Below are 24,158 nucleotides of genomic sequence, written 5' to 3'. Positions count from 1 at the left end.
CTTTTGGTAAAGCATTATATTTATAGTTAACTACTTCTCACCAATAATTGACTGAACAAGGAATATTAAAATGGATAAAATGTCAGTTCACATAAACTCTAAACCTTTAGAAATTTACCCGCAAAAACAAACTTTAAAGGTGGTAGCTGATGAAGTAACCGAAAAAGCGACTGTGCACAAAGTAGCTGTTCAAAGTGACCAAGTGGATATATCCGAAGAAGGAAAAGAAAAAAGTCTGGAAGATCAAAATCGAGAGGCGTTACGTAAGTTATCAGGCAATGAAGATGTAAATCAAGCATCACAATCTGAAGGAGATCCTCTTGATGAACAGATTGCTGAAATACGAGAAAAAATTGAAAAATTACTACAGGAAACTGCATTATTACGCAGTAAAGATGATGAAAAGTCACAAGTTAAAGTGAAGGTGCTGGAGGCCGAAATTACAGGGCTTAGCACTCAACTTATTGAGTTATTGAAACAGCAATTAGAATCGGGTAAATAACAAGCACAGTAAGTATATGGTACGCAGTTGAAAACTTAAAAACGTTATTAAGTACGTAATAAAGCCGCTACCTTACTCTAAAAGCGCAGCGGCTCTTACTCCCTTTGTGAATTAATTTGATGTCATCAACATTAGCTTTGCCTCTTTGCCGTCTGTTAATACCGCGACGTTACCTTTATCAGTTATAAACACATCTCTTAACCTGCCTGCAGCCTTAGGAAATACGTGAGACTGCGTAAACTTACCACTTACCAGATTAACGCTGTAGAGCTTTTTATCGACGAGAGTAGTGATTAGCAAATGTTGTTGTAATGAAGGGAAGGCGGTATGTTTAGAGCCGTAATACGCCATACCTGATGGCGCTATTGATGGCGTCCAATTAACGCTTGGTTTTTGCATGCCTTTATATTCGGTAAATGGTGAAATACGCGCTTGCGAGTAATCTTTGCCATAGGTGATTACCGGCCAGCCGTAATTAGTGCCAGCGTTTAAGTAGTTTAGCTCGTCACCGCCTGCAGGGCCGTGTTCGTGGCTTACAATTTGCTGCGTATCGTAATCATAAACTAAGCCTTGAGGGTTACGATGACCAAGTGAGTAAACAGCATGTGCATTTAGGTTTTTGTGATTAATAAATGGGTTATCTGTTGGAATGGTGCCATCTAGGTTTATACGTAATATTTTACCAAGTTGGCTGATGATAACCTGTGCTTGCTCTCTAAAATCAAACCCATCGCCTGTTGAAACTAATAACGTATTGTCAGGTAGGACAAGGGCGCGTCCTGCGTAATGTTGCGGTGTGTTTTTATCAGTCGCTACTTTATAAATAACGTTAGGCTTTGAAAAGTCAGTACCATTAAACGTGGCTTTGGCAACAACAAGCCTGTTTGCGCTTGCATCACCTTGGGCATAAGTAAAAATAACTTCTTTGGAGTTGTTATAATCTGGTGATAATACAATGTCGAGTAAACCACCTTGGCCTGCAACGTATAAACCTGTTAGGTTTAATTTTACTCTTGATTGCACATTGTTTTTAACTATAACGACGTGACCATCACGCTCTGTAATTAACCACGTGCCGTTTGGTAGTTCAACCATGCTCCACGGAGACTGTAATTGCGTAGCCAGTGTTTTTGTACTGTATTGCTCCTTTGGTAACGCAACATCTGCATTAACAGAAAACGAAAAAAGCGAAAGCAAAGTAAAAAAAGAGATACATTGTTTACGGGGCAAGCCTTTGCTAGCATGGCTAGTATAAGAAAAAAGCTTTATTTTAAGTTGAGATAACCATGTCGTTTTTAACACGTATATTGCCTTCATTTTTAGTTTCTTGGTTACTTACATTCACACTTGCTAGCTTGTTTCATAGCCAATACGTTGTCAATCAATTAGTTAATGTAGGTGTGGTGGTGGGCTTTAGTGATCGTGCTAGTTTAACGCTTGATGATTGGTTAGGCTTATTACCTACCTACGGCGCTATTATTGCCGTAGCACTTGCCATCGCTTTTTTTGTTACCGTAAAGCTTAACAAAAAGGTTCAAAAATACAGTACTCAGCTATTTGTTATTGCTGGCATTGTGGCGTTTGTTATTGTTTTAACTGCCATTGAATCAATTATGAATATTCATATTATAGCGGGCGCAAGAGGCTGGGGTTTTTATGCTCAACTGCTTGCAGGCGCAATAGGGGGCTTTGTGTTTGCGATGCTTACTAAGGCCCTAAAAAATAAGGCAATAAAAGAGCCTCAACCTTCTACTTAATAAAGCTAAGTGGCCTTATAGTAAGTGGGGGGGCTTATAAAATGTGATTAAAGCCTACGATAGTAGACTCTTACCACAGCTTTATAAATTCACGCCATAACTGCTTTAATCGCTTCTAAGCCTTTTTTTAGGGTATCTGCATCGGTAGCATAGTTGATACGAATACACTCGTGCTTGTGCGCCCAGCTGTCGTCAATACCAATAAAAAAGTTGTGACCTGGGATCACATACACGTCTTGCTCTTTAAGTTGTTGGTATAACACCTCGCTTGTTATTTTTGCATCTTTAAACCACAGCCACATAAAAAATGCGCCTTCAACTTTGTGTAAATAAACAGGTAGTTCGGCAAATACTTCATCAAACAACTCAATCGCTATGTGTGCTTTATTGCGATAAAAAGGCAGTACAACGTTGCGGCACAGTGGGAGTAGTTCGTTGTCGTTAATTAAGCGTGTCACTAAGCTTGGGCCAATACTATTTGGCGATAAAACCATGCTGCCGTTTACGCGGCCAATTGCTTTAATAATCTCATTATTGGCAACCACAATACCGCTGCGTAAACCCGGTAGGCCCAGTTTTGAAAGTGACATACATAAAATAATGTTTGAGTTCCACGTTAGGTTTGCATCGGTGTAAATACAACCTGGGAACGGATCGCCATATGCGTTATCAATAATGAGTGGAATACCATATTGCTTAGCAAGCAAATCAAGGTGTTTTACTTCATCGTCAGTAATTACATTACCTGTTGGGTTGGTAGGGCGTGATACGCACAGCGCGCTTATGCTGCTGTCGTTTGCTAATGTGTTTTCAACCGCTTTAAAATCAATGACGTATTTAAACTGTTTTGATGTGCTACCTGTATTTAAAATTTCGATATCAGGCTTTATGGCAACAAACATATCAGCCGATAAACCTTGGTCGGCATAACCTATATACTCTGGCGCAAGGGGAAATAAAATCTTTTTGTGGCTGCCATCCGGCATTTCGCCTGCCAACATATTAAACAACACAAAAAAGTTAGCTTGGCTGCCATTGCCAAGTGCTACATTATCGGCACTAATATCCCATGCGTACTCTTTACTTAGCTGGCCAGCTAATGCTGCTCTAAACTCGTCGTTACCGGTTGGGCCATCGTAAAGGCCAAATACTTGCGATACTTTATTGCTGGCAACGAGTTTTTGTAATTCACTTAAAAAAACCTCATTTACTTGTGGCACTAATGCGGGGTTACCGCCACCGAGCATAACAATATTAGGATTGTTGCTGTTTTTAGCACCACCTAAATCTTCCATTAATTGGGTAATGCCGTTGGGTTGTGTAAATTTAGTGCCAAAGTTTGAGTAGTTCATAATGCATAGCGTTTGTTAATAATGGGGAGGGCAGTATAGCGTAAATATAGGGCTTAAATCCGATGATGAGAATAATTCAATGCTTAGATTTACAGCTAGTTAAAGTAATGTAATTCCTTATAAAACAAAGGCTAAGTTAAGGTTTTTTAACGCCGTATAAAAACTCTTCGCCGCAGTCCATATACAAATCAAATTTGGTCATAACTTTGGTAAACATAGCGGCGTGTAAAAACTCGTGTAACCATGCGCGTACATGCGTGTATTCACTTTGTAAGTACCAATGTTTATCTACGCGAGCAAACTGCCTAATAAATGGCAGCAGGGCATAATCGGCTAGACTTTTTTCATCGCCCATTAAGTATTTATGCGTGGTTAGTTTTGCTTCAAATTGCTTAATAAACTCTTCGCAGAATTTTTGGTAATAAAGGTGTGCCATGTCTTTTGTGCGCGCATAAAATTTGTACTTTTCGAGCACGGGTTTAAATTGCGTGTCGTTTAGCTTAATTAACTCAAGCATGTGCTCAAGTGCTAATGGGTCTTGAGTATGCAGTAAATTATGCGGATCGTTTTGCTTTAAAGCCCAGAGCATAATGTCTAGGCTTTCATCTATAACTTGATTATTCGGCAGTAATAAAACAGGCACCGTGCCTTTTGGCGATATTTGCAAAAGATGCGGTGGCTTGTTTTTAGTTTTAATAGCGCGTAGTAAAACGGGTTGCTCTGCCATTAAAATACCCATTCGTGCACGCATTGCGTATGGGCAGTGTTGTAATGAATATAATAATGGCAGTGTCATTTTAATACTTACCTTAGCTGTTTAAGCCTTCAACATATTGCTGACGCGTTTTTACTTTTATCATGTGATTTAACTGATCAGCAGCGTGTGTTTGCCCGCTAATTAAATCTTGAAAATGGGCAAGCAACACGGCTTTGTCTAGCTTTTCTTTATCGCCTGAGCCAATGTCGGTTAAATCAATCATAAACTCGTCAAACTTGTCGGCGTAATCGGTTACGATATCCATGTTTAAAAATTGCTCATGGTTATAAATGCTCGGGTAGCCACCTTTTTGTTTATCAATAGCAAAGCTAATGCCTTTAACATTGGTAACGGTGGTTTCTTTTTTACAGCTCAACATACAGCTTGCGTCAATGCGTGGTTTTTTACAGCCAACGGTTTGCTGGAAAAAACACTGTCGGCTGGTCATCATTAGTATTGGGTGATAAATGCTGTACATCACTTTAAAGTTGTTAGGGCGTTTAATACTACGCATTTGCTGTTTGTTTATTTCGTTTGAAATAAACGCGCCTTTTGCGTTTAAATCTTCTTGTAGGGTTAGTAACGCGTAAGAGTTTGTGGTGTTTAATAATGGGCCTGCAATCCAGTTAATGCCCATTTGCACTGCTTTAAATGCTACGCCTGTGTTGTTACTAATAATAAGCTTAGGTTTTACAACCTCGAGTAAACGTACCGCTTCTTCAAAATCTTTACCAATTAACACCGCCGGAAACCACGGAATTAACTGTGGGTGCTCTAAAAATACATTAATGTATTTATCGTTATCGGTTCTAAAGCTCTCAGGTAATTTAAAGTAAACATCGCCATCTGTTAAATCACAAAGGTGAACGTCTTTTATGTCCGATATTAAAATGGAGAGTGTTGTTTTATTCTCTGCTTTTTCGTGGTTTACTAGTTTTGGTAATTCAACAGGCGCGAGTACGTCTTTGCCTTCGTTTAATAAAAACGCGACTTGCTTTTTAATGCGCGCTAGCTCTTTAAACGGAATGCTTAAGTTGTTGCCTAAGTTTGAGTAATCCATATTTTTAATTTCAAAATTGGCATTACTAAAGGTTTTAAAGCGTTTATCAATAGCAGCAATATCAACAACCGATTTATCGGCGGTTTGCATAGGCATTTGCGATTGAACTTCAAAGCGTAGAGGCTCTTTTTCGTTTTTACTCGAAAGCGTAATATCGTTTTTATCTTCAATAACTATGTTTACAGTGAATGGCTGATTTAATCGCCCTGTAAATTCTAATGTAAGCTCGCGTTTTGAAATATCTAAAAATTCAATTTTCTTTTTAACTAACGAATCAATTTCACTTTTTTGGGTAGAAAGCTCTTGCTGTGCATCGTAAATTTGCACGACCGAAATTGCGTTGTTTTTTTCGTTAGCGTGATCAAAACTATGGTCACGCGGGTTATCGGTAAACATGTTTTTGGTCATGTCACCGGTTAAAAATTTATTAGTAAAGTTACGGTTAAATACTTTGTATAAGCTTGAGTCGTCTTCAATTAGGTTACCGGTTTGCACAAAAGTGTCTATCTGTTTGCGCCAGCTATCAATAACCGTATGTACGTAGTTAGCACCTTTAATTCGGCCCTCTACTTTTAGCGAATCAACACCTGCGGCTACCAGCTCCGGCAAATCAAAATAAGCTGAGTTGTCTTTTAAGTTTAATGGGTGTTTGTTACCCATAGCCGTTGGCTCGTATTCATCACGACACGCTTGCGAGCAGCGACCACGGTTACCCGAGTTACCTACACTCACTGAGCTTGAATAACATTGCCCTGAAAATGCAATACATAATGCGCCGTGTACAAACACTTCGGTTAATACGTCGCATTTATGCGCTACGTCGGTCAGTATTTTAATTTCAGTTAAGTTAAGCTCGCGCGATAAATTTACACGTGTAGCGCCAATGCGCGCTAAAAACTCAACCTGTGATTCGTTATGCGTAGTTAACTGCGTTGATGCGTGAATATGCAAAGTAGGAAAGTGCTTTTTAACTATATTGAACAACCCTAAATCTTGTACAATAATGCCGTCGAGCGTGGTATTTACCAGCTGATTTAATAGCTTAAATAGCGCGCCCATTTCGTGCTCTAATATAACTACATTTAGCGTTAAAAATATTTCACAGCCGTATTCATGGGCCAAGCGAAGTGCGCCGTTAAGCTCATCAAACGAAAGATTAGACGCTCGGTTACGTGCATTAAAGGTATCTAACCCACAATAAACCGCATTAGCACCGGCTACAATGGCGGCTTTTACCGCGTTTACATCACCGCCTGGGGCTAATAGTTCAATCTTTCTACTCATGACAACTTCACTTCGCTCATATTTAATTGCCGCGAATTTTATCTGGTTAGTAGCATGAATGCTATTTATTGAGAGATATAATGATTTTAAAATGTAGAATCAAGCTTTTAAACGAGCAGCTTTAAACTTTGCTATAGTAAAGTATGCTTATAGGTACGCATTCAGCTAACACTTAACTCAATTGCTCACGTAATCAACAATAGTATTTATATAAATGTATGATAAGGTTTATGTTTACTTATTGACCTCATATAACACATGAAAAAATCGCTACTTTTTTTACTAATTATTATTATCTCTTCAGTGGTGAGTATTCAGTTATTTATTATTCCGCAATTTGAAAACAAGGTGAGGCATCCCACTGAAAAATGGGCGTTAGAGTTTTTAACATCGGGTTCTACTGATTTACTTGCCGACCAACTTAAAGGTATACCTAAAAACGACAGATTAGCTTATTTAAACAATATACAGGCTAATTTTGGCTTTGCGCTTTCTTTGCAAGCATATAATCAAAGTGATTTTTCGAGCGAGCAAAACACCTTACTTACAGAAAATAAAATTTTAGGCGACCCATTTGCTGATTTAGTTTATCGAAAAATTGATGACAGCCAGCTCTTAGTTATTGTTAAGCCAAACTCTGTGCCCAAGCATTTAGTAAATGAAGCACAGCGTTGGATGATGGGCACTTTTTATTTACTTAATAATAGGTTAATACAGTACCCTAAAAAAGAGTGGCCGCAGGTTATTGATTCGCTAAGCCATGAATTTGCATATCCTGTGATAATGAAAACCTTGAGCGAATTAAATTACACATCGCAACAAATGGCTGAATTAGAACAGGGCGTGATGGTTTCTATATCATCAACCGATTCTGATTTTATAGGGTATCCCGCCGATATAGTGATGCAACGTATTGGCAATAGCGATCAGGTTATTGTGCTAGGCCCATTTAGCCCTGAGCTAAAAAGTAAAGTTGTGTATATGTTGAGTGTGTTTTATTTTATATTCGGCTTTTTTTTACTGATCCCTATTATTATTTGGTTAATTCCTGGGTGGCGTTCTATGCGATCTCTTAACAAGGTTGCTGCGCTGCTTGGGCAAGGTAAGTTTGAAACGCGGGCTAAGCTTATTCGTTTTAGTCATTTAAATAACTTATCTAAAACATTTAATATAATGGCCGAAAAAATACAGCGTTTAATTTCTTCACATAAAAATTTGGTTAATGCGGTGTCGCATGAGTTACGCACACCTATTGCGCGTATCGAATTTAACTTAGAATTACTTCGTGGCAGTACAACAAACGACTATCAGGTAGGGCAGTTAGATCGTATTGAAATTTCGCTAAATGAATTGAATTTACTTGTGTCTGAAATGCTTACCCACGCTCGCTTTGATAGAGAAGCCCCAACATTAGCATTAGAAACCGTTGAGCTTAATCAATGGATAAAACAAGAGCTAATTGTTTGGCAAGAAGCAAACCCAAAAAAAACAATTACGTTACTTGAAAATGCTGAGTGTGAAGCACTGTTTGATAAGTTTTATATGAGCCGAGCTTTAAGTAATTTGATTCGAAATGCGATTGCTTATGGGCGAGATGTTATTCAGATCAGTTATCAAAAAGTAGGGAAAGGTTGGTTAATATATGTAGAGGATGACGGCGATGGCGTTGCTAACTCAGCTCGAAGAAAGATATTTGAGGCATTTTACAGAGAAGATGAAAGTCGTAATTTACAAACAGGCGGAACCGGTTTAGGCCTTGCTATTGTGAAGCAAATATTAGATTGGCATGGTGGTGAGGCGAGTGTTGATGAGTCTTCTTTAGGTGGCGCACGTTTTATTTTGCGTTGGCCTACTAACATGTAAGTCACGGATAGGTTTGCAATTAGTTAAAATGATTAGACACATAACTCTGCTTAGTAAGAGATCAATCTTATAATCGTTAAATAGAGCCTGTATATAAGCCGATAGGTATGACATGGAATACGTTATGAAACCAAAAATTTTAGTTGTAGAAGACGATTTGCCGTTGGCAGAGTCTATTGATGAGTATTTAACGCTTGAAGGGTATGAGGTTAAAATAGCGGCTAATGGGGAGGATGCGGTTACAACTATTCTACAGTGGCAACCTGCATTAGTTATTTTGGATGTTATGTTGCCCAAAAAAGATGGCTTAACGGTGTGTCGTGAGGTTAGGCCTTTGTACAATGGTTATATTGTTATGTTTACCGCACGGGAAGAAGAAATTGATCAAATTGTTGGGCTTGAAATTGGCGCAGATGACTACTTACTCAAACCGGTAAAACCTCGTTTATTACTTGCTAAAATTAAAGCGTTTTTAAGGCGTGAGCAACCTATGCAAGCTGCAGGGATAAACACACAAGCTAAAGGTTTTATAAGCTTTGGAGAACTCGTTATCGCATCCCACAATAGAACGGTTACGTTAGGTGGTTTGCCAGTGCAACTTACCGATGGTGAATACGACCTTTTAATATTGCTGGCTAAAAATGCTGGCACGGTTTTGTCTCGTAATAGTATTGTTGAACAGTTAAAAGGTTATTATTATGACGGTATTGAACGTGGTATAGATAACCATATTAGTCAGTTACGCAAAAAATTGGGCGATGATGCGCGTAATTCTTTAAAAATTAAAACGGTACGCTCAAAAGGGTATTTGTTTGTTGTAAGTGCATGGTAAATAATAGGGTTTGTAGCAGTAGCATATTAAAGCTACTGCATTTAAGGCGCTATAAATGTTATTCCTCAGCCATTACTCGTTTACCGTTTTTATCAACAATAAGTAAATAAGAAGCGCCAAAATCACCAGTGCATAAATCAATAAATTTATCAGCAATTTTTAAACCATTAGCGCAGCTGTTAACGCTTAAGTAGTCGGTGACTTTACCTTTTTCAGTGGTTATTGTTTTAGTATTATCGATTAAAACAGTGTAATTACCGTTAGCAAATAAACGTACATTAAATACGTCTGCATTATTGTTTTGCTTTTTATTAAGCACCGAAACAGTTTGTTCGCCCGATGCTTTCCAAGCAATAACCCATAGGTTATCGTTATTGCTTAAAGTTTTGGTTATACGCTCTTCTTGGTTTGTGGTAATGCTGTTTTTAACACCTAAATTGATCATATTGTTAATTGCTTTATAGCTGTAACGATAAGTTGTGCTTACTGTGTTACTTGCTACATCGGCTGAAATAATAGTATCGTTATCAAATAGGCCGCTATAACCTGTGCTAATGTTCCTTTTTTTAAGATGAAGATCGGCCATGTAGTCTAGTGAATTTACAAAAGATACTCTTGCCTCATGAGTTAATTTATCATCTAGCTCATCTGAGCTTTCACCACAGCCACTTAAAATAGTTGCAAAGCCAAACAACAATGAAATACGTAGTCCTTTATTACTGGTGTTCATAATAATCTCCATAATTTTTAGTTTTATTGCATTTAGTAACTGATTCTAGAAATGAGGTATTTAAGTCGTAAATTTATAGCTCAAAGGCTAACATATCAGTAGACATGTAATTCTCAGGGCTTGTCGGGTATTGTCATGAATTGTAAGAAGCTGTTAATTTTTTATGTGTTTATCAATTTCGCAGTGGGTTACTTCTTATTTTTATTAATTTTATACAGGCTAATTTTATCAGTAATCTTCCCCCGTTATGTACGCAAGAAAGTGCAAACTCTATTCCTGCCATTGAGTCAGAAATCATGAACACCCAACTAAAAATAGCCACATTTAACCTGTTTAACTACCTTGAGCCGCCCAATGCATACTATGAATTTGAGAAAATTTATACCGCGCAGCAGTGGGCTAAAAAGCAGCGTTGGGTTGTTGATTACTTAACAGATCATGCCCCTGATGTGATTGGTTTTCAGGAAGTGTTTAGTATTGATTCGTTAAAAGAGCTAGTTGCTGAGCAAGGCTATAATTACTTTGCAGTAGTTGATACGCCAGAGGTGATTGATGATTTTATTTATAAACGGCCAGTAGTAGCGATTGCCTCTAAATATCCCATAGTTGAAGTAGCAGCGGTTGAGCATGACAGCGAGCTTGCAAGTACGCTTGGCCTTAATAGTGAGTTTACTTTTAGTCGTAAGGTATTGAGAGCGACCGTTACTTTGCCGCATATAGGCAATACTGATTGTTACGTGGTGCATTTTAAATCTAAGCGCCCAATGATTAATGTTGATGAGCATAATAAAGAGCTTACACCCGAGCAAAACATAATTGAAATTTTAAAAGCGAACGTAGCGGGTGGGTGGGGCTCAACGATTCAGCGTGGCAGTGAAGCTACATTACTAATGATACAAATGATTACTCGCCGTGAAGCTACGCAACAACCCATGCTATTAATGGGGGACTTTAATAATGAACTTGCGGATGGTGTATTAAGTCATTTACTGATGAGTACGCTACGCTTTGCACCTACGTTTGACGCTAAAACCTACCTTGCTAAATATTGTTTAAATGATTCATGGGATTTGTTTGTTAAGTCGCAGCTAAGTAATGATGAAGTGATTAGCGATGAAGCAATAACAAACGATGTACAAAGCGATTGTGATAGCAGTAACAGCCAAGTAAAAAATATAAACATAACAAAGGCAGCACCGTTAAGACCGGCAACACATTATTATGGCGCGAGCAGCTCTGTGCTTGATTACATTTTATTGTCGTGTGAGTTTGATGCTAGTTACGATGACAGCTTTTTTGAAGTCAGTGGTTATGACACTTACGACAGGCACTTAATAAATCCCGAGTATGATCGAGACGATCTAAGCACCGACCACGGTGTTGTGTTGATCACACTAAAATTAAGGTCTTAAAGGGTGTTTTTATTATGAAGAAATTAATTACATTCTTGGTTTTTTTTATGTTTAATTCTTTTGCTGCAGAATTTCCTACCAGTGCACGTTCTGAAAAAGCGATATCAATGGTTGCACCCACTTTAAAAAAGCAACTATCTGATAAAGGGCTTGAATATGGTGCACCTATATTTATTCGAATATTCAAAGACCCAGGTATTCTTGAAGTCTGGCTGGAGTCGGATGATGGCACATTTATACACTTCAAAAATTATGAAATTTGTACTTTTTCAGGTGATCTTGGCCCTAAATTAAAAGAAGGCGACAACCAAAGCCCTGAAGGCTTTTATTATGTTGATGCTAGTGGGCTTAATCCTTGGAGCAATTATCACTTATCATTTAATTTGGGCTTTCCAAATAAATATGACCGGACACACAACCGAACTGGCAGTGCACTGATGGTGCATGGCAACTGTGTTTCTATTGGGTGTTATGCGATGACTGATGAATATATAAATGAGATTTACGCGTTGGGTGCTGCAGCGTTAAAATCGGGGCAATCTTTTTTTAGGGTTCATTCATTTCCGTTTATGCTTGAGGATGAAGTTTTATCAAAGCATAAAGCAAACCAATGGTACCCTTTTTGGCTTAACCTTAAAGAAGGTTACGATTACTTTAACAATTATAAAAAGCCACCAAATGTTGAAGTTTATAAAGGAATGTATACGTTCGAAAATAGATATTAATGGTAAAAAATATACGTAAATAATCGGGCTGTTTAATTATATTTTTTGTCGTTTAAAAATATTAACCGTTTTGATTGGTTGTTAGCTTATTTGAAATCTTTATTATTGAGTTGAATGTTTTTTGATCTGCATCAAGCTTATAAGCGGCGGTAATGATAGATTATTAATAGGGATACTGACATTTAAAATTCATTAAAATAATCTACTATCGTGAAGTAACAAAGTAGAGTCACACCTATATTACAATTAACTCATACAGTGATAGTTAATACCAAAAATAGTGCAGTATTAGCCTAATCTTATAAATAGGCCAAGACTGGCTACATTTACCTACTTTTATATACATGGAGTTTTACCGCATGACGATTAAATCGACACTCAAATCTCTCAGTACAATCGCTGCTGTGATCATATTGGGTGGGGGTGGTTGGTATGTTTGGCAAACTCAGCAACCTGCACTGCTATCTGAACAATTGCCAGAGAGCGTAGCCTATGGAAATGGCCGCATTGAAGCGACCGAGTACGATATTGCAACAAAATTGCCGGGGCGCTTGATTGAGGTTTTAGCACAAGAAGGTGACATGGTCGAAGCCGGTCAAACATTGGCGGTTATTGATACTGACGATTTAAATGCACAATTACGTGAGGCTAATGCTGGGTTACGTGTTGCTACTGAGTCACGTAAATATGCTTTGGCAATTGTAGAACAACATAAAAGTGAACTTACTTTTGCAGAAACCGAGTTACGTCGCTCTGTAGCACTGCTCAAACAAGGGCATATTTCAAAAGAAGTAGTTGATCAGCAACGAACAAGCGCTGCAACAGCGCAAGCGGCTTTAAAAGCGGCAAATGTAAAAGTGGTGCAGTCGGATGCAGAAATAGAGGCAGCACAAGCGCGTATTGAGCGATTACAAAGTAATATTGCCGATAGCACCCTTAAAGCGCCTATTAGTGGCCGAATATTATATAGATTAGCAGAGCCAGGTGAAGTGCTTGGCAGTGGTGGTAAGGTTTTTTCTTTGCTTGATTTAACCGATGTGTACATGAGCATTTATTTGCCAACAGCGCAAGCTGGCAAAGTGACAATAGGCTCTGAGGCACGCATTGTAATAGATGCAATTGCGCAATACACGTTACCCGCTAAAGTTACTTTTGTATCAGCGCAAGCACAATTTACGCCTAAATCGGTAGAAACACGTAACGAGCGTGACAAACTGATGTTTAGAGTAAAAGTGAAGCTAGATTCAAAATTATTAAACGATCATATTGAACAAGTTAAAACAGGCGTGCCTGGACTTGCTTATGTTTTATTAGCACCAGAGCAAAATTGGCCTATGCAGTTGCAGGTTAGAGTGCCTGAATAATGGCTGATGAAAACAATCGCAAAAAGCAGAGCAACAAAGCTAAAAAGCCTTTTAGTGTGGTTAAGCTTACTCAGGTTACGCATCGCTATGGCAATAATTTAGCGTTGGATAATATTAATCTGGAGTTACCTACGGGCAGTATGGTGGGTTTTATAGGCCCTGATGGCGTAGGTAAGTCGAGTTTGCTTGCACTTATTGCAGGAGCACGTGCCGTTCAAAATGGTGACGTTGAAGTGTTAGGGGGCAATATGCGTAGTAGCCGCTTTCGTACTTCAACTTCGCCAAGTATTGCTTATATGCCACAAGGATTAGGCAAAAACTTATACCCGACACTCTCTGTTTTTGAAAATATTGATTTTTTTGGTCGGCTTTTTGGGCAAGAAAAAAAAGAGCGTCAGCACCGAATCAAAAACTTATTAAAAAGCACTGGACTCACTGAGTTTGCCGATCGTCCTGCAGAAAAACTCTCAGGCGGTATGAAACAAAAACTCGGTTTATGCTGTGCGTTAATTCATGACCCTGAGTTATTAATTTTGGATGAACCAACAACGGGGGTCGATCCGCTTTCTCGTCGCCAATTTTGGCAATTGATTAACCATATTCGCGCTCAGCATAATGGTATGAGTGTGCTCGTTGCGACCGCTTATATGGAAGAGGCAGATGATTTTGATTGGCTAATCGCCATGGACGATGGCAAAGTTATAGGTACTGGTAGCCCAGAGGAGATTAAGGCTCAAACAGGGAAAAAATCCCTTGATGAAGCATTTATATCATTGCTACCTGAAGAAAAGCGTCATGATCATCACGTACTTGTGGTTCCTCCTCGTCAGAATAATCTAAAAACTGATGAAGCCGCTATTCAGGCTACAGCGCTTAGTAAAATATATGGCGATTTTACAGCGGTTAACAATGTTAGTTTACGTATTGAACAAGGCGAGATTTTTGGCTTTTTGGGATCAAATGGTTGTGGTAAAACCACAACTATGAAAATGCTGACAGGCCTTCAACCGGCAAGCAGTGGCGAAGCTAAGTTATTTGGTCAAGTTGTTGATGCTAACAATATAGAAACTCGTAAGCGCGTTGGATTTATGTCGCAAGCATTTTCACTTTATAATGAATTAACCGTTGAGCAAAATATGATGTTGCATGCGCGCTTATTTCATTTGCCAACAGAGCAAATTGCGCCGCGCGTTAATGAATTAATTATACGGTTTAACCTTAAAAAATACCGTGATGATTTTCCTGTCGATTTACCGTTAGGTATTCGCCAGCGTTTATCGCTTGCGGTTGCGGTAGTGCATAGCCCTGAAATGCTTATACTTGATGAACCTACCTCGGGCGTAGATCCTGTTGCACGTGATGACTTTTGGGAATTACTTATTGAGTTATCGCGTGAGCAGGGCGTTACTATTTTTATTTCGACTCACTTTATGGATGAAGCCGCACGCTGCGATAGAATTTCGTTGATGCATGCAGGAAAAATACTTGCCAGTGATACACCCGCTGCACTTTGCAAAGCGCGCAGTGCAGATACGCTCGAAGATGCCTTTATTGCTTATTTAGAAGAGGCGGTGCTTGAGTCTCAAGCGAGTTCTGCTTTGTCTACAACGATGGCTAAAGAGCCAGAGTTGTTACCTGAAAGTGAACCTAAAACGGTGCCAATCGGTAAACAAAAAGCGAATACCGCTTTTAGCTTTTTACGCTTGTTTGGCTATGCTCATCGCGAAACGCTGGAGCTATGGCGCGATCCTATTCGTTTAACCTTTGCGCTGTTAGGCTCAATTATTTTAATGTTTATTTTAGGTTATGGGATTACCTTTGATGTTGAAGATTTGAGCTTTGCGGTGATGGACCAAGATCAAACCCCTGAGAGTCGCGATTACGTTCAAAATATTGCCGGATCGCGCTACTTCATACAAAAAGCTGATATTAAAAGCCCTTCAGAGCTAGATAAACGAATGCGCAGCGGCGAGTTAAGTGTGGCCGTTGAGATCCCACCTAATTTTGGCCAGCAATTGAAACGCGAGCGCACGCCAGAAATTGTAGTTTGGATTGATGGTTCAATGCCTTTTAGGGCAGAAACTATATCGGGTTATATGACGAGTTCGTATTACAGTTACCTAACTGACTTATCATTGCGTACTTATGGGGTCATACCCAATTTAGTACCGGCGAATATTGAATCACGCTATCGTTATAATCAAGACTTTAAAAGTATTGAGGCCATGGTGCCTGCTGTTATTCCACTTTTGTTAGTGTTTATTCCTGCAATATTAATGGCGTTGGGTGTTGTACGTGAAAAAGAATTAGGTTCAATCACTAATTTATATGTTACACCGGTTACGCGACTCGAATTTATTATTGGTAAACAACTGCCTTACATTTTAGTTAGTATGGTAAGTTTTTTTGGCTTAGTTGCCCTAGCTGTCACTGTATTTGGTGTTCCGCTAAAAGGAAGTTTATGGGCGTTGAGCTTGGCTGCTTTATTGTATGTAACAGCAACAACTGGTTTAGGGCTGTTAATTTCGGCTTTTACTAAGACACAAATATCGGCATTAGCGGCATCAACTGTGGTTGTATTGATGATTGCTGTTAATTTTTGCGGGTTGATTGACCCCGTTTCATCCTTAGAAGGCTTTCCTGCAATAATCGGAAAACTATTTCCAACTACATACTTTTTAGAAGCATGCCGTGGTGTGTTTAATAAAGCACTTAATTTTTCTGATTTATCGGCGCAGTTTTTACCTTTGCTTACTTTTATACCAGTGCTGACGTTAGCCAGTGTATTTTTACTTCCAAAGCAGGATAAATAGCCATGCAATGCCTTAGTAATATTCTTAATTTAGGTATCAAAGAACTGCGTAGCTTATGGCGCGATAAAGTGCTGTTATTATTTGTGTTTTTTGCTTTTACAGGATTAATTTATGTTGTGTCTTCGGCAACTTCCATTGAGTTAAATAATGCACCTATTGCAGTTGTTGACGGCGATCAATCACAACTATCTAAGCGTATAATTAATGCATTTTACGACCCTTACTTTAAAACGCCTGACGTTATTGCATTAAGTGCAGTGGATCCCTCGCTTGATAACGGAAGTTATACCTTTGTGCTAAATATTCCGCCACACTTTGAGCGTGACGTTCTTGCAGGTAAGCAACCTACATTACAAGTGAATATAGACGCTACACGTATGTCGCAAGCATTTATTGGTGATAATTATATTCAAACAATTATTAGTGCTGAAATTAATGAATTTGTTCAAGGCTATCGATCGGTATACACACTGCCTATTAAGCAATCGGCGCACATAATGTTTAATCCCAATATGACCAGTGTGTGGTTTGGCAGTGTGATGGAATTAATGAACGTTATTACCATGATTTCGATTATTTTAACCGGAGCTGCGGTGATACGTGAGCGTGAACACGGTACGCTGGAGCATTTATTAGTAATGCCATTAACGCCATTTGAAATTGTAATTGCTAAAATTTGGGCCAATGGTTTAGTTATTTTATTACTGACCACTTTTTCACTTTTTATTGTAATTGAAGGCTTTTTACAAGTGCCTATTCATGGCTCAGCAGCGTTGTTTTTATTGGGCGCCGCCATTCATTTATTTGCGACAACATCATTGGGAATATTATTAGGAACGCAGGCGCGTACCATGCCGCAATTAGGCTTACTGATGATCCTTATATTATTGCCATTGCAAATGTTGTCGGGCGGGGTTACCCCTCGCGAAAGCATGCCTGATATAGTACAAAATATTATGTTATTTGCACCTACGACTCATTTTGTAAAGTTTGCTCAAGCCATCTTATATAGAGGAGCGGGGTGGGATGTAGTTTGGCCTTACTTTTTGGCTTTATTCGTAATCGGCAGTGTATTTTTTATATTTGCATTATCGCGGTTTCGTAAATCAGTCGCGTTTGGATAATAAGGTTTATCTAGTCGGTAATTTTTATAAAAAGGTGGAATTACTTACATTCATAAATAATTTTACTAAATTAAACTTATATTTATCAATAAACTAAGTGCGGCCTAAAACTTGCTGGATAATACCAATTAAAAACACAATGAGGGATTTAATAATGACTGAAGTTACACTTTCGGCTTACTTAGCGTTTTACCTGTATTTAATTATGTTGGTTGTACAATGGGCAGTGGCTACGTTTAGTAAAGCAAAAGAGCCCAATGCGGTGCCAGGTAAAATTGATGAAGATTTATCGCACGACAGCTTTATATTCAGGGCGCATCGTACATTTCATAATACGCTTGAAAACAGCGCATTATTTATAGGTACTGTGTTATTTGCATTTGTAATTAATTACCAAAGCCCAATATTTGCAATGTGTATTTGGGTGTACTTAATTGCGCGTTTAATTCACATGGTGCTGTACTACGCTATAGCTACAGAGAAAAACCCAAGCCCGCGTAGTTACTTCTTCTTAATTGGTGTGATTGCAAATGTGGTTATGCTAGTGATGATTGGTTTGAGGTTAATTGTATAGCTTATCTATTAAAGTAATAAATATTGTTCATCACAATATCTATAATCAAAGCGTAGTGATTTTATAATTACTTCGCTTTTTTTGTAAAGGGAGTGGGTCCCATTAAAATGATAGGGCTATTTTTAATCGTGTGTATTTTGTGTTAATTTAATGTATTTATTATATTAATTGACGCGTGATAAATAGGCAGGCAATATCTAACTATCTTAGTAAATTATTTACACTACCTTTATGTATTATCCAGACAATTTACTTTTTGCTGTTTGGTTTTTACTTAGCCCGCGAGGTTACAAATCTTACGTCGTGATTAAATCGTCTCAGATAGAGCAAATTTAATCCAAAGAGGTGAACAGGGCCTGCATAAAACGTATTATTTACGGTATTAAAATTGGTATAAGGAGGCACTTATTAAAATTAAAATAGTTTTAGCTTTGTCGATTGCCGCACTATTTGTTTTTTATCTACGTGCCGAGTTTTTTTTGCTAAGTCCAGATGCCTCTGATACTGATGACTCACCCGAAAGTGAAGTTACTTTAGAGACAACACGCTTTGTTTCAACTAAGGCGGATCAGCACTTGGTATTTGTGTTTGATAGCTGTGATACGAAATTAAGCGATATGAAAGTCAATGATGAGTTTTCTATTTGTATTGAACTACTTCTTATTGAATTACGTGATGAAACGGTAGAGATTAAACTTGCAACAACGCAACCTCTTTATTTGGCATGGATTAAGGTAAATTGGCCATCAGCCTTAGAGCATATGCTTGGGCTGGATACCATAATGCGTAATCGCTTACTAAATAGTGTTGTTCCTGTCATTGGTCAATATGATCTACAAAATTTGTCTGAGTGGATTCAAAATAAAGGATTTGATAATAGCACTCAAGTTGATTTAATCACTGTTGCATACTCTTCGCTTATGGATGAGAGCCCCATTACAGCCATTGAAGACGTTAGATTTTCTTTGAGCCCTGCCGTTAAATCTGGTGTGATAGATAAACTGTTAAATCAATGGAGTAGAGAAAATGCTGGCGCAGTGATGGAGTGGTTTAGCCAACAGCCACGCCCAGATATGTATGCGCATTTAATGGGTTTTGTTTTGATGCAATTAATACAGCAGCAACCAAATGATGCTGAAAATATAATTTCAGAATTGCCTAACTCTCAATTAAAATTTGAGACCATTAAATTTTACACAAAAAAACTCGCTTCAGAAAATTTAGAACAGTCTTTGAACTGGGTTAATAGTATTGAAGATGAAGCAAGTAGGCATGTAGGAATAGTGCAACTACTGAAATATATGGCGACTAACGAGGAATATATAGGTCGTTCGTTTGACGTGGCATTAGCGCAAGAAGATCCTTTTTTCCGTGATAAGCTATTAAATAACCTTAGTATTGATATACCTTATAATAAATTAGGTATGTTGATTGATTTAGCGCCCACACTGCCAGTTTCTGCTAAAAAATGGGTAATGAGCAATATTGGCTCTCGTTTAATTGAAAATGATCCTGATATGGCACGTGATTGGCTGAAGTCATTAATGCCGAGTAATGAAGCTAGTTATGCAAAACGTTTTGTTGGCGAAAAATCTCTTGAACGTAATTTACCTTTTGCTATAGAGCTTGCTAATGATATATCGGATCAAGATGAGCGAATGTTATTAATAGAATCAATATTAAAATTTGTTTACGGACAAAATGATTTTGATTTTGAATTATTATACGAAACATTAAGATTGTCATCGAGTGAAATAGATCAAGCGAAAATAAAATTTTATAACGCTGATACACACTAGCGCCTGTTTATCTTTTGAGGTTGAATTTACAGCACTGTGTTTGGTATTTAGGCAAGGCAGAGCCTATGTAGTATGGCTATTCTCCTAAATAGGTGACAACTATACATAAAGAACACACGGGCTGCCCACGGTTTCTTTCATAGTTGCCTGTTGTAGGTAAGGAGTGATTAGGACGTGGCAGCAGTTACCCAGCCCACTAGATTACAAATCTCGCGCTGCAATTAAATTACCCCTGAGTTGAACAAATTTAATCCTCAAAGATCAGCAAGCGCTGCTAGCGCCATAAAGCTGTTAGCTTAATGATTAAGCCGACAAAGTATTTATGAACAAATTTATTTTTATGAAGATAATAGTAGATGCCGATTTTTATTTTTAATTAAATAGAGGGGTGGTGATGTATTTATTTTTTGAGATTAATTAATCTGAACTTTGGTCAAGATACTTACTAATATATTGAATTATAAAGATGTTTAAATTTATTTTCTCTAGCCTGAGGTTTTCAGTGAAAATAAGGCGAATTCACGCGTCAATAGCTGCTCGAGATAGATTTACTATCCAGAGTTCAGGTTAATTATACTCAATGCGGCTTTAATAGCCGCATTAAGTAGTTTTGGGGAGCTTAAATTTTATTACTCCGTGTCGTATAACGAGAAGTAATAAAACCTAGTATTACAAATATTTTAGAATGACTTAGTTTGCTTTGTAAACACGTACCCAATCAATCCAAAATATACTTTTGTTTGAATCAGCTAGCTCGGTTGAATTCGGTTTTACATCACGCCAAGGCTGATGTTCCATATCTAAAATGATGTGCATTGGTTTATTTAGCCCTGTGCCGCCTGTATAGCCTTCAGGATCAATTATATTCGGACCCGAAACGCTGCGAACTAATACACCATCAATATAGTAATCTAGGTTCCATGCGTCCTTCCAATGTACACCGTAGCGACGAAATTTATTTCGGTATGTTTCACCGCTATTGTATACCCATGCGCCTGCGTCTTTTGGTTGGTAATCTTGAAATGGCTCACGTATAAAAACATGGTGACTTACGTGCATACGTTGGTCAAACCACTCTTGCCCTACACGATCACTGCCGTAGGACTCCATTGCATCAATTTCTTGAGTTGAATCAGAGCTCAGCATCCATACGGCATTAGCCATAGTGTTATTACTCGGTTTTACCATTGCCTCAAGATAAAGTGGGTATGTAAAAGTTGCTTTTGAAGAAACAATTCCCGAAAGCACTTTATTTGTTCCTGCTTTTTCAGTTGCCTGAAGGCCTAACGCACCACCAGTAGTGTAGGAATGACCTGAACTGAATTCAGTATCACCAGGCCCAAGCCAAGCATTAATATACGAAGCATTCCAACGATTGGTAAATGCTGCCGGTTTATTTGAAGTACCGGCTTGGTAGTTAAATTGGTCGGAAACAGTTTGTAATTGCCATGTTTTACCTGATCCAGCAGAAGCCGGAATACTATATGCGTCCCAATCTGCAGAATGTGTTGCTGTGCAGAGTATTGCGCAAGTAGAACAGGATAGTAGTTTTAATATATTCATATAAAATCTCCATGCAAATTAATGTAGATATGCTTCTTTAACTAGTGCGAGTAACTTTAGTGAATTTAATCATCGAAAGATAAACAGGCCCTAGATGAAACAATCTCTTTTGTGTGTACCTTCTATTATTTGTATCCATATTCAAACTCAAGCTTATGAAAATACCAGCATAAGCACACCGACATGGATACGTTTTAATAAAAGTGAAATAGTGTGTAATGTAACTTTGTTGTACTGATTTTAAAGTAACACCAAAGCAACTGTTTAATGTTTACACAATTACACATTGTTAACAATAGATAATTAAATATTTATTTTGTTAATAATTTAATCGCACCTGTTAACATTATGTTTTTGCTTGGGCGAGATGTTTTTTCTCTGTATCAATCAGTTTAACTTTTATCAAAATAGAGATATTACTACTGCTAATAAATACCTAATATTGGAACTAGAGAAATATTTTTAATGAAGCAAGGTTGGATTTTTTTATAACTTGATGTATAAATTGAAAAATAATTTATTTTTATTTTTACAATTTTTATTTAAATCTATAGTAAAGAGCTATGCTAGGGACGTTGAGTTATTAATATTTTAACAATTAGAAATATGAAGTGAATGAACGTTTTACAAAGCAGTGAACGACACTAATATTTAGACAAATGTTTCAAGAAACAAAAAATTTACATTTAAAGCGAAGAGCCTTGTAAGCAGCTTCGCTTTTATGTTTTTAGTTGCATCAAAATAAAGGCTAATATCTAGGGTCTTATATGATCAATCTACTCCTATAAATCCGCCAGTTTGGTGAGTCCAAAGTGCAGCGTAAATTCCGGCTTTAGCGATTAGTTCCTCGTGAGTGCCTTGTTCAACCACGCCCCCATCATCGAGTACAATTAATCTATCCATTTGCGCAATGGTTGAGAGCCTATGCGCTATGGCAATAACTGTTTTGCCTGTCATTAAATCATCAAGACTTGCCTGAATTGCAGCTTCTACTTCAGAGTCGAGTGCGCTGGTGGCTTCGTCGAGTATAAGTATGGGGGCATTTTTAAGTAGCACACGTGCAATAGCAATACGTTGGCGTTGACCGCCCGAAAGCGTAACACCGCGTTCGCCCACTTGTGCATCAAAGCCTTTATTGCCTTTGCTGTCGACTAAGTCATTTATAAACTCAAGTGCTTTAGCTTGTTTGGTGGCGTTGAGCATTTCATCGTGGGTTGCATCGGGGCGACCGTACAAAATGTTGTCTTTTACTGAGCGATGAAGCAAGGAGGTATCTTGCGTTACCATGGCTATATATCGGCGTAGGCTTTCTTGGCTTACGTCTGTGATGTTTTGCCCATCAATTTTTATTGTTCCTGAGTTTGTATCGTAAAAGCGCAGTAATAAGTTAACAAGTGTTGATTTACCAGCGCCAGAGCGACCGACTAAACCAATTTTTTCGCCAGGTTTAATATTTAAGTTTAAACCGTTCATTACTGGGCTTCGATTAGTTTCGTTTGCTGCTTTACCGTAGTTAAAGTGTACGTTGTTAAACTCAATGGCACCTTGGCTTACGTTAAGCGTATCGGCATTTGGTTTATCGGCAACTTCAATAGGGTTAGAAAGTGTTTTCATGCCATCGGCTACGGTGCCAATGTTTTCGAACAAGCTGCTTATTTCCCACATGATCCACTGCGCCATACCGTTTAATCTAAGCGCTAAGCTAACAGCAACTGCAATAGCTCCGGCGCTAATTGCGCTAAGCGACCATAAATAAAGTGATACAGCGGCAACCGAAAATACTAATAGGTAATTTAAGCTTTGAATAACAAAGTTTAAGCTGGTTACTAAGCGCATTTGCTTGTACACAGGCTGTAAAAATACATCCATGCTTTGTTTTGCGTATTGCTCTTCACGTTGGGTATACGAAAACAATTTAATAGTTGAAATGTTAGTGTAGCTATCAACAATACGACCGGTCATTTCTGAGCGCGCATCGGCTTGTGAGCTGGCAATCTTTTTAAGGCGCGGTACAAAATAAAGCTGCACGCAGATGTATAAAGCTAACCAAACCAGTAACGGGATCATTAAGCGCCAATCGGCTTCGGCAACTAAAAATACCATAGAGCCAAAATAAACCACGATATACATTAATACATCGAGTAGTTTAGTCACTGTTTCGCGAACGGCTAAAGAAGTTTGCAGTACTTTAGTGGCTATTCGTCCAGCAAATTCATTTTGATAAAAGCTGACACTTTGGCGCAGTAAATAACGATGCGCTAACCAGCGAATCGACATAGGGTAATTGCCCAGCAATGCTTGGTGCAAAATAGCAGAGTGAAAAAATACAACAACGGGCAGCACAACTAACAGCATTACGGCCATTTTTATAAGTTCTGACTTTTGCTCTACAAACAAAGTCTCGGGTGTATAGGCCGTTAACCAATCGACAAGTTGGCCCATGTAGCTAAATAAAGAAACCTCTAAAATAGCAAGCATGGCGGCGCTGATTGACATAAGTAGTAGCGACAGCTCCATTCCTTTGGTGTAGTGGCGACAAAAAGCAAATAAAGTAGAAGGCGGCTGAGTGGGTTGGTCCTCAGGAAATGCTTTTGTCATTTTTTCAAATAATCGATACATTTTAAAAACTTAAATGGCAAATAATGGC

The 24,158-nt window shown here is 38.3% G+C and carries 18 protein-coding genes; 11 read left to right on the top strand and 7 right to left on the bottom strand.

All coding sequences use genetic code 11. The annotated features are described in order from the left end of the window. The first annotated feature begins 70 nt into the window (after nt 1–70). Nucleotides 71–502 (top strand): hypothetical protein, encoded by a 432-nt coding sequence (locus tag AOR04_RS09885; protein ID WP_096793224.1) that lies wholly within the window; start codon nt 71–73, stop codon nt 500–502. A gap of 111 nt (nt 503–613) precedes the next feature. Here the strand turns inward: AOR04_RS09885 and AOR04_RS09880 are convergent, their stop codons facing one another. Then, entirely contained in the window at nt 614–1,804 is a 1,191-nt protein-coding gene (locus tag AOR04_RS09880; RefSeq protein ID WP_096793223.1) for a PQQ-dependent sugar dehydrogenase, read from the bottom strand. Here AOR04_RS09880 and AOR04_RS09875 point away from each other — a divergent pair. After that, nucleotides 1,789–2,259, top strand: a complete 471-nt coding sequence (locus tag AOR04_RS09875) for a hypothetical protein (RefSeq protein WP_096793222.1) — start codon at nt 1,789–1,791, stop codon at nt 2,257–2,259. The genes AOR04_RS09880 and AOR04_RS09875 overlap by 16 nt on opposite strands. 89 nt (nt 2,260–2,348) lie before the next feature. On the opposite strand, the gene AOR04_RS09870 is transcribed toward AOR04_RS09875, so the two are convergent. The 3 genes from AOR04_RS09870 to AOR04_RS09860 all read right to left on the bottom strand — a co-directional run bounded on the left by AOR04_RS09870 (nt 2,349) and on the right by AOR04_RS09860 (nt 6,712). Then, nucleotides 2,349–3,611 carry a valine--pyruvate transaminase gene (locus AOR04_RS09870; RefSeq protein WP_096793221.1) on the bottom strand — a complete coding sequence of 421 codons (1,263 nt, stop codon included), beginning with the start codon at nt 3,609–3,611 and terminating at the stop codon, nt 2,349–2,351. Nucleotides 3,612–3,747: 136 nt separating this feature from the next. Further along, on the bottom strand, nt 3,748–4,407 hold the full coding sequence (locus AOR04_RS09865; protein ID WP_096793220.1) for a glutathione S-transferase: 660 nt from the start codon (nt 4,405–4,407) through the stop codon (nt 3,748–3,750). 13 nt (nt 4,408–4,420) lie between these two features. After that, on the bottom strand, nt 4,421–6,712 hold the full coding sequence (locus tag AOR04_RS09860) for a peptidase U32 family protein (RefSeq protein ID WP_096793219.1): 2,292 nt from the start codon (nt 6,710–6,712) through the stop codon (nt 4,421–4,423). Between the two features lie 258 nt (nt 6,713–6,970). Here AOR04_RS09860 and AOR04_RS09855 point away from each other — a divergent pair, with 258 nt between their 5' ends. Further along, nucleotides 6,971–8,575, top strand: coding sequence for an ATP-binding protein (locus AOR04_RS09855; protein WP_096793218.1), 1,605 nt, complete (start codon nt 6,971–6,973; stop codon nt 8,573–8,575). Nucleotides 8,576–8,699: 124 nt separating this feature from the next. Continuing rightward, nucleotides 8,700–9,407, top strand: a complete 708-nt coding sequence (locus AOR04_RS09850; RefSeq protein ID WP_033030387.1) for a response regulator transcription factor — start codon at nt 8,700–8,702, stop codon at nt 9,405–9,407. Nucleotides 9,408–9,465: 58 nt separating this feature from the next. Here the strand turns inward: AOR04_RS09850 and AOR04_RS09845 are convergent, their stop codons facing one another. After that, the gene (locus AOR04_RS09845) at nt 9,466–10,137 is read right to left on the bottom strand and encodes a hypothetical protein (protein ID WP_096793217.1); all 672 of its coding nucleotides are present in this window, start codon (nt 10,135–10,137) and stop codon (nt 9,466–9,468) included. A gap of 296 nt (nt 10,138–10,433) precedes the next feature. Here AOR04_RS09845 and AOR04_RS09840 point away from each other — a divergent pair, with 296 nt between their 5' ends. The 7 genes from AOR04_RS09840 to AOR04_RS09810 all read left to right on the top strand — a co-directional run bounded on the left by AOR04_RS09840 (nt 10,434) and on the right by AOR04_RS09810 (nt 19,948). Beyond that, a complete protein-coding gene (locus tag AOR04_RS09840; RefSeq protein ID WP_198402993.1) occupies nt 10,434–11,549 on the top strand; it encodes an endonuclease/exonuclease/phosphatase family protein in 1,116 nt (371 codons plus the stop codon). A 47-nt stretch (nt 11,550–11,596) separates the two neighbouring features. Continuing rightward, complete coding sequence (locus tag AOR04_RS09835; RefSeq protein WP_007375690.1) at nt 11,597–12,274, top strand: L,D-transpeptidase family protein; 678 nt, start codon at nt 11,597–11,599, stop codon at nt 12,272–12,274. A gap of 359 nt (nt 12,275–12,633) precedes the next feature. Next, complete coding sequence (locus tag AOR04_RS09830) at nt 12,634–13,638, top strand: HlyD family secretion protein (RefSeq protein WP_096793216.1); 1,005 nt, start codon at nt 12,634–12,636, stop codon at nt 13,636–13,638. After that, nucleotides 13,638–16,451, top strand: coding sequence for a ribosome-associated ATPase/putative transporter RbbA (gene rbbA, locus AOR04_RS09825; RefSeq protein WP_096793215.1), 2,814 nt, complete (start codon nt 13,638–13,640; stop codon nt 16,449–16,451). Before AOR04_RS09830 ends, rbbA begins: the two co-directional genes overlap by 1 nt. Before the next feature lie 2 nt (nt 16,452–16,453). Continuing rightward, complete coding sequence (locus AOR04_RS09820; RefSeq protein WP_096793214.1) at nt 16,454–17,575, top strand: ABC transporter permease; 1,122 nt, start codon at nt 16,454–16,456, stop codon at nt 17,573–17,575. Between the two features lie 154 nt (nt 17,576–17,729). Further along, on the top strand, nt 17,730–18,149 hold the full coding sequence (locus AOR04_RS09815) for an MAPEG family protein (RefSeq protein WP_007375694.1): 420 nt from the start codon (nt 17,730–17,732) through the stop codon (nt 18,147–18,149). 431 nt (nt 18,150–18,580) lie between these two features. Then, a complete protein-coding gene (locus AOR04_RS09810; protein WP_232525462.1) occupies nt 18,581–19,948 on the top strand; it encodes a hypothetical protein in 1,368 nt (455 codons plus the stop codon). 690 nt (nt 19,949–20,638) lie between these two features. Here AOR04_RS09810 and AOR04_RS09805 read toward each other — a convergent pair. Both AOR04_RS09805 and AOR04_RS09800 read right to left on the bottom strand, forming a co-directional pair. Further along, the gene (locus AOR04_RS09805; RefSeq protein ID WP_198402992.1) at nt 20,639–21,511 is read right to left on the bottom strand and encodes a beta-agarase; all 873 of its coding nucleotides are present in this window, start codon (nt 21,509–21,511) and stop codon (nt 20,639–20,641) included. A gap of 771 nt (nt 21,512–22,282) precedes the next feature. Beyond that, a complete protein-coding gene (locus AOR04_RS09800; RefSeq protein WP_096793213.1) occupies nt 22,283–24,130 on the bottom strand; it encodes an ABC transporter ATP-binding protein in 1,848 nt (615 codons plus the stop codon). Nucleotides 24,131–24,158 lie beyond the last annotated feature (28 nt).

Origin of the sequence: Pseudoalteromonas sp. 1_2015MBL_MicDiv (assembly GCF_002407505.1) — a bacterium.
Classification (GTDB): domain Bacteria; phylum Pseudomonadota; class Gammaproteobacteria; order Enterobacterales; family Alteromonadaceae; genus Pseudoalteromonas; species Pseudoalteromonas fuliginea.
This window is presented reverse-complemented; position numbering and strand designations above follow the sequence as displayed.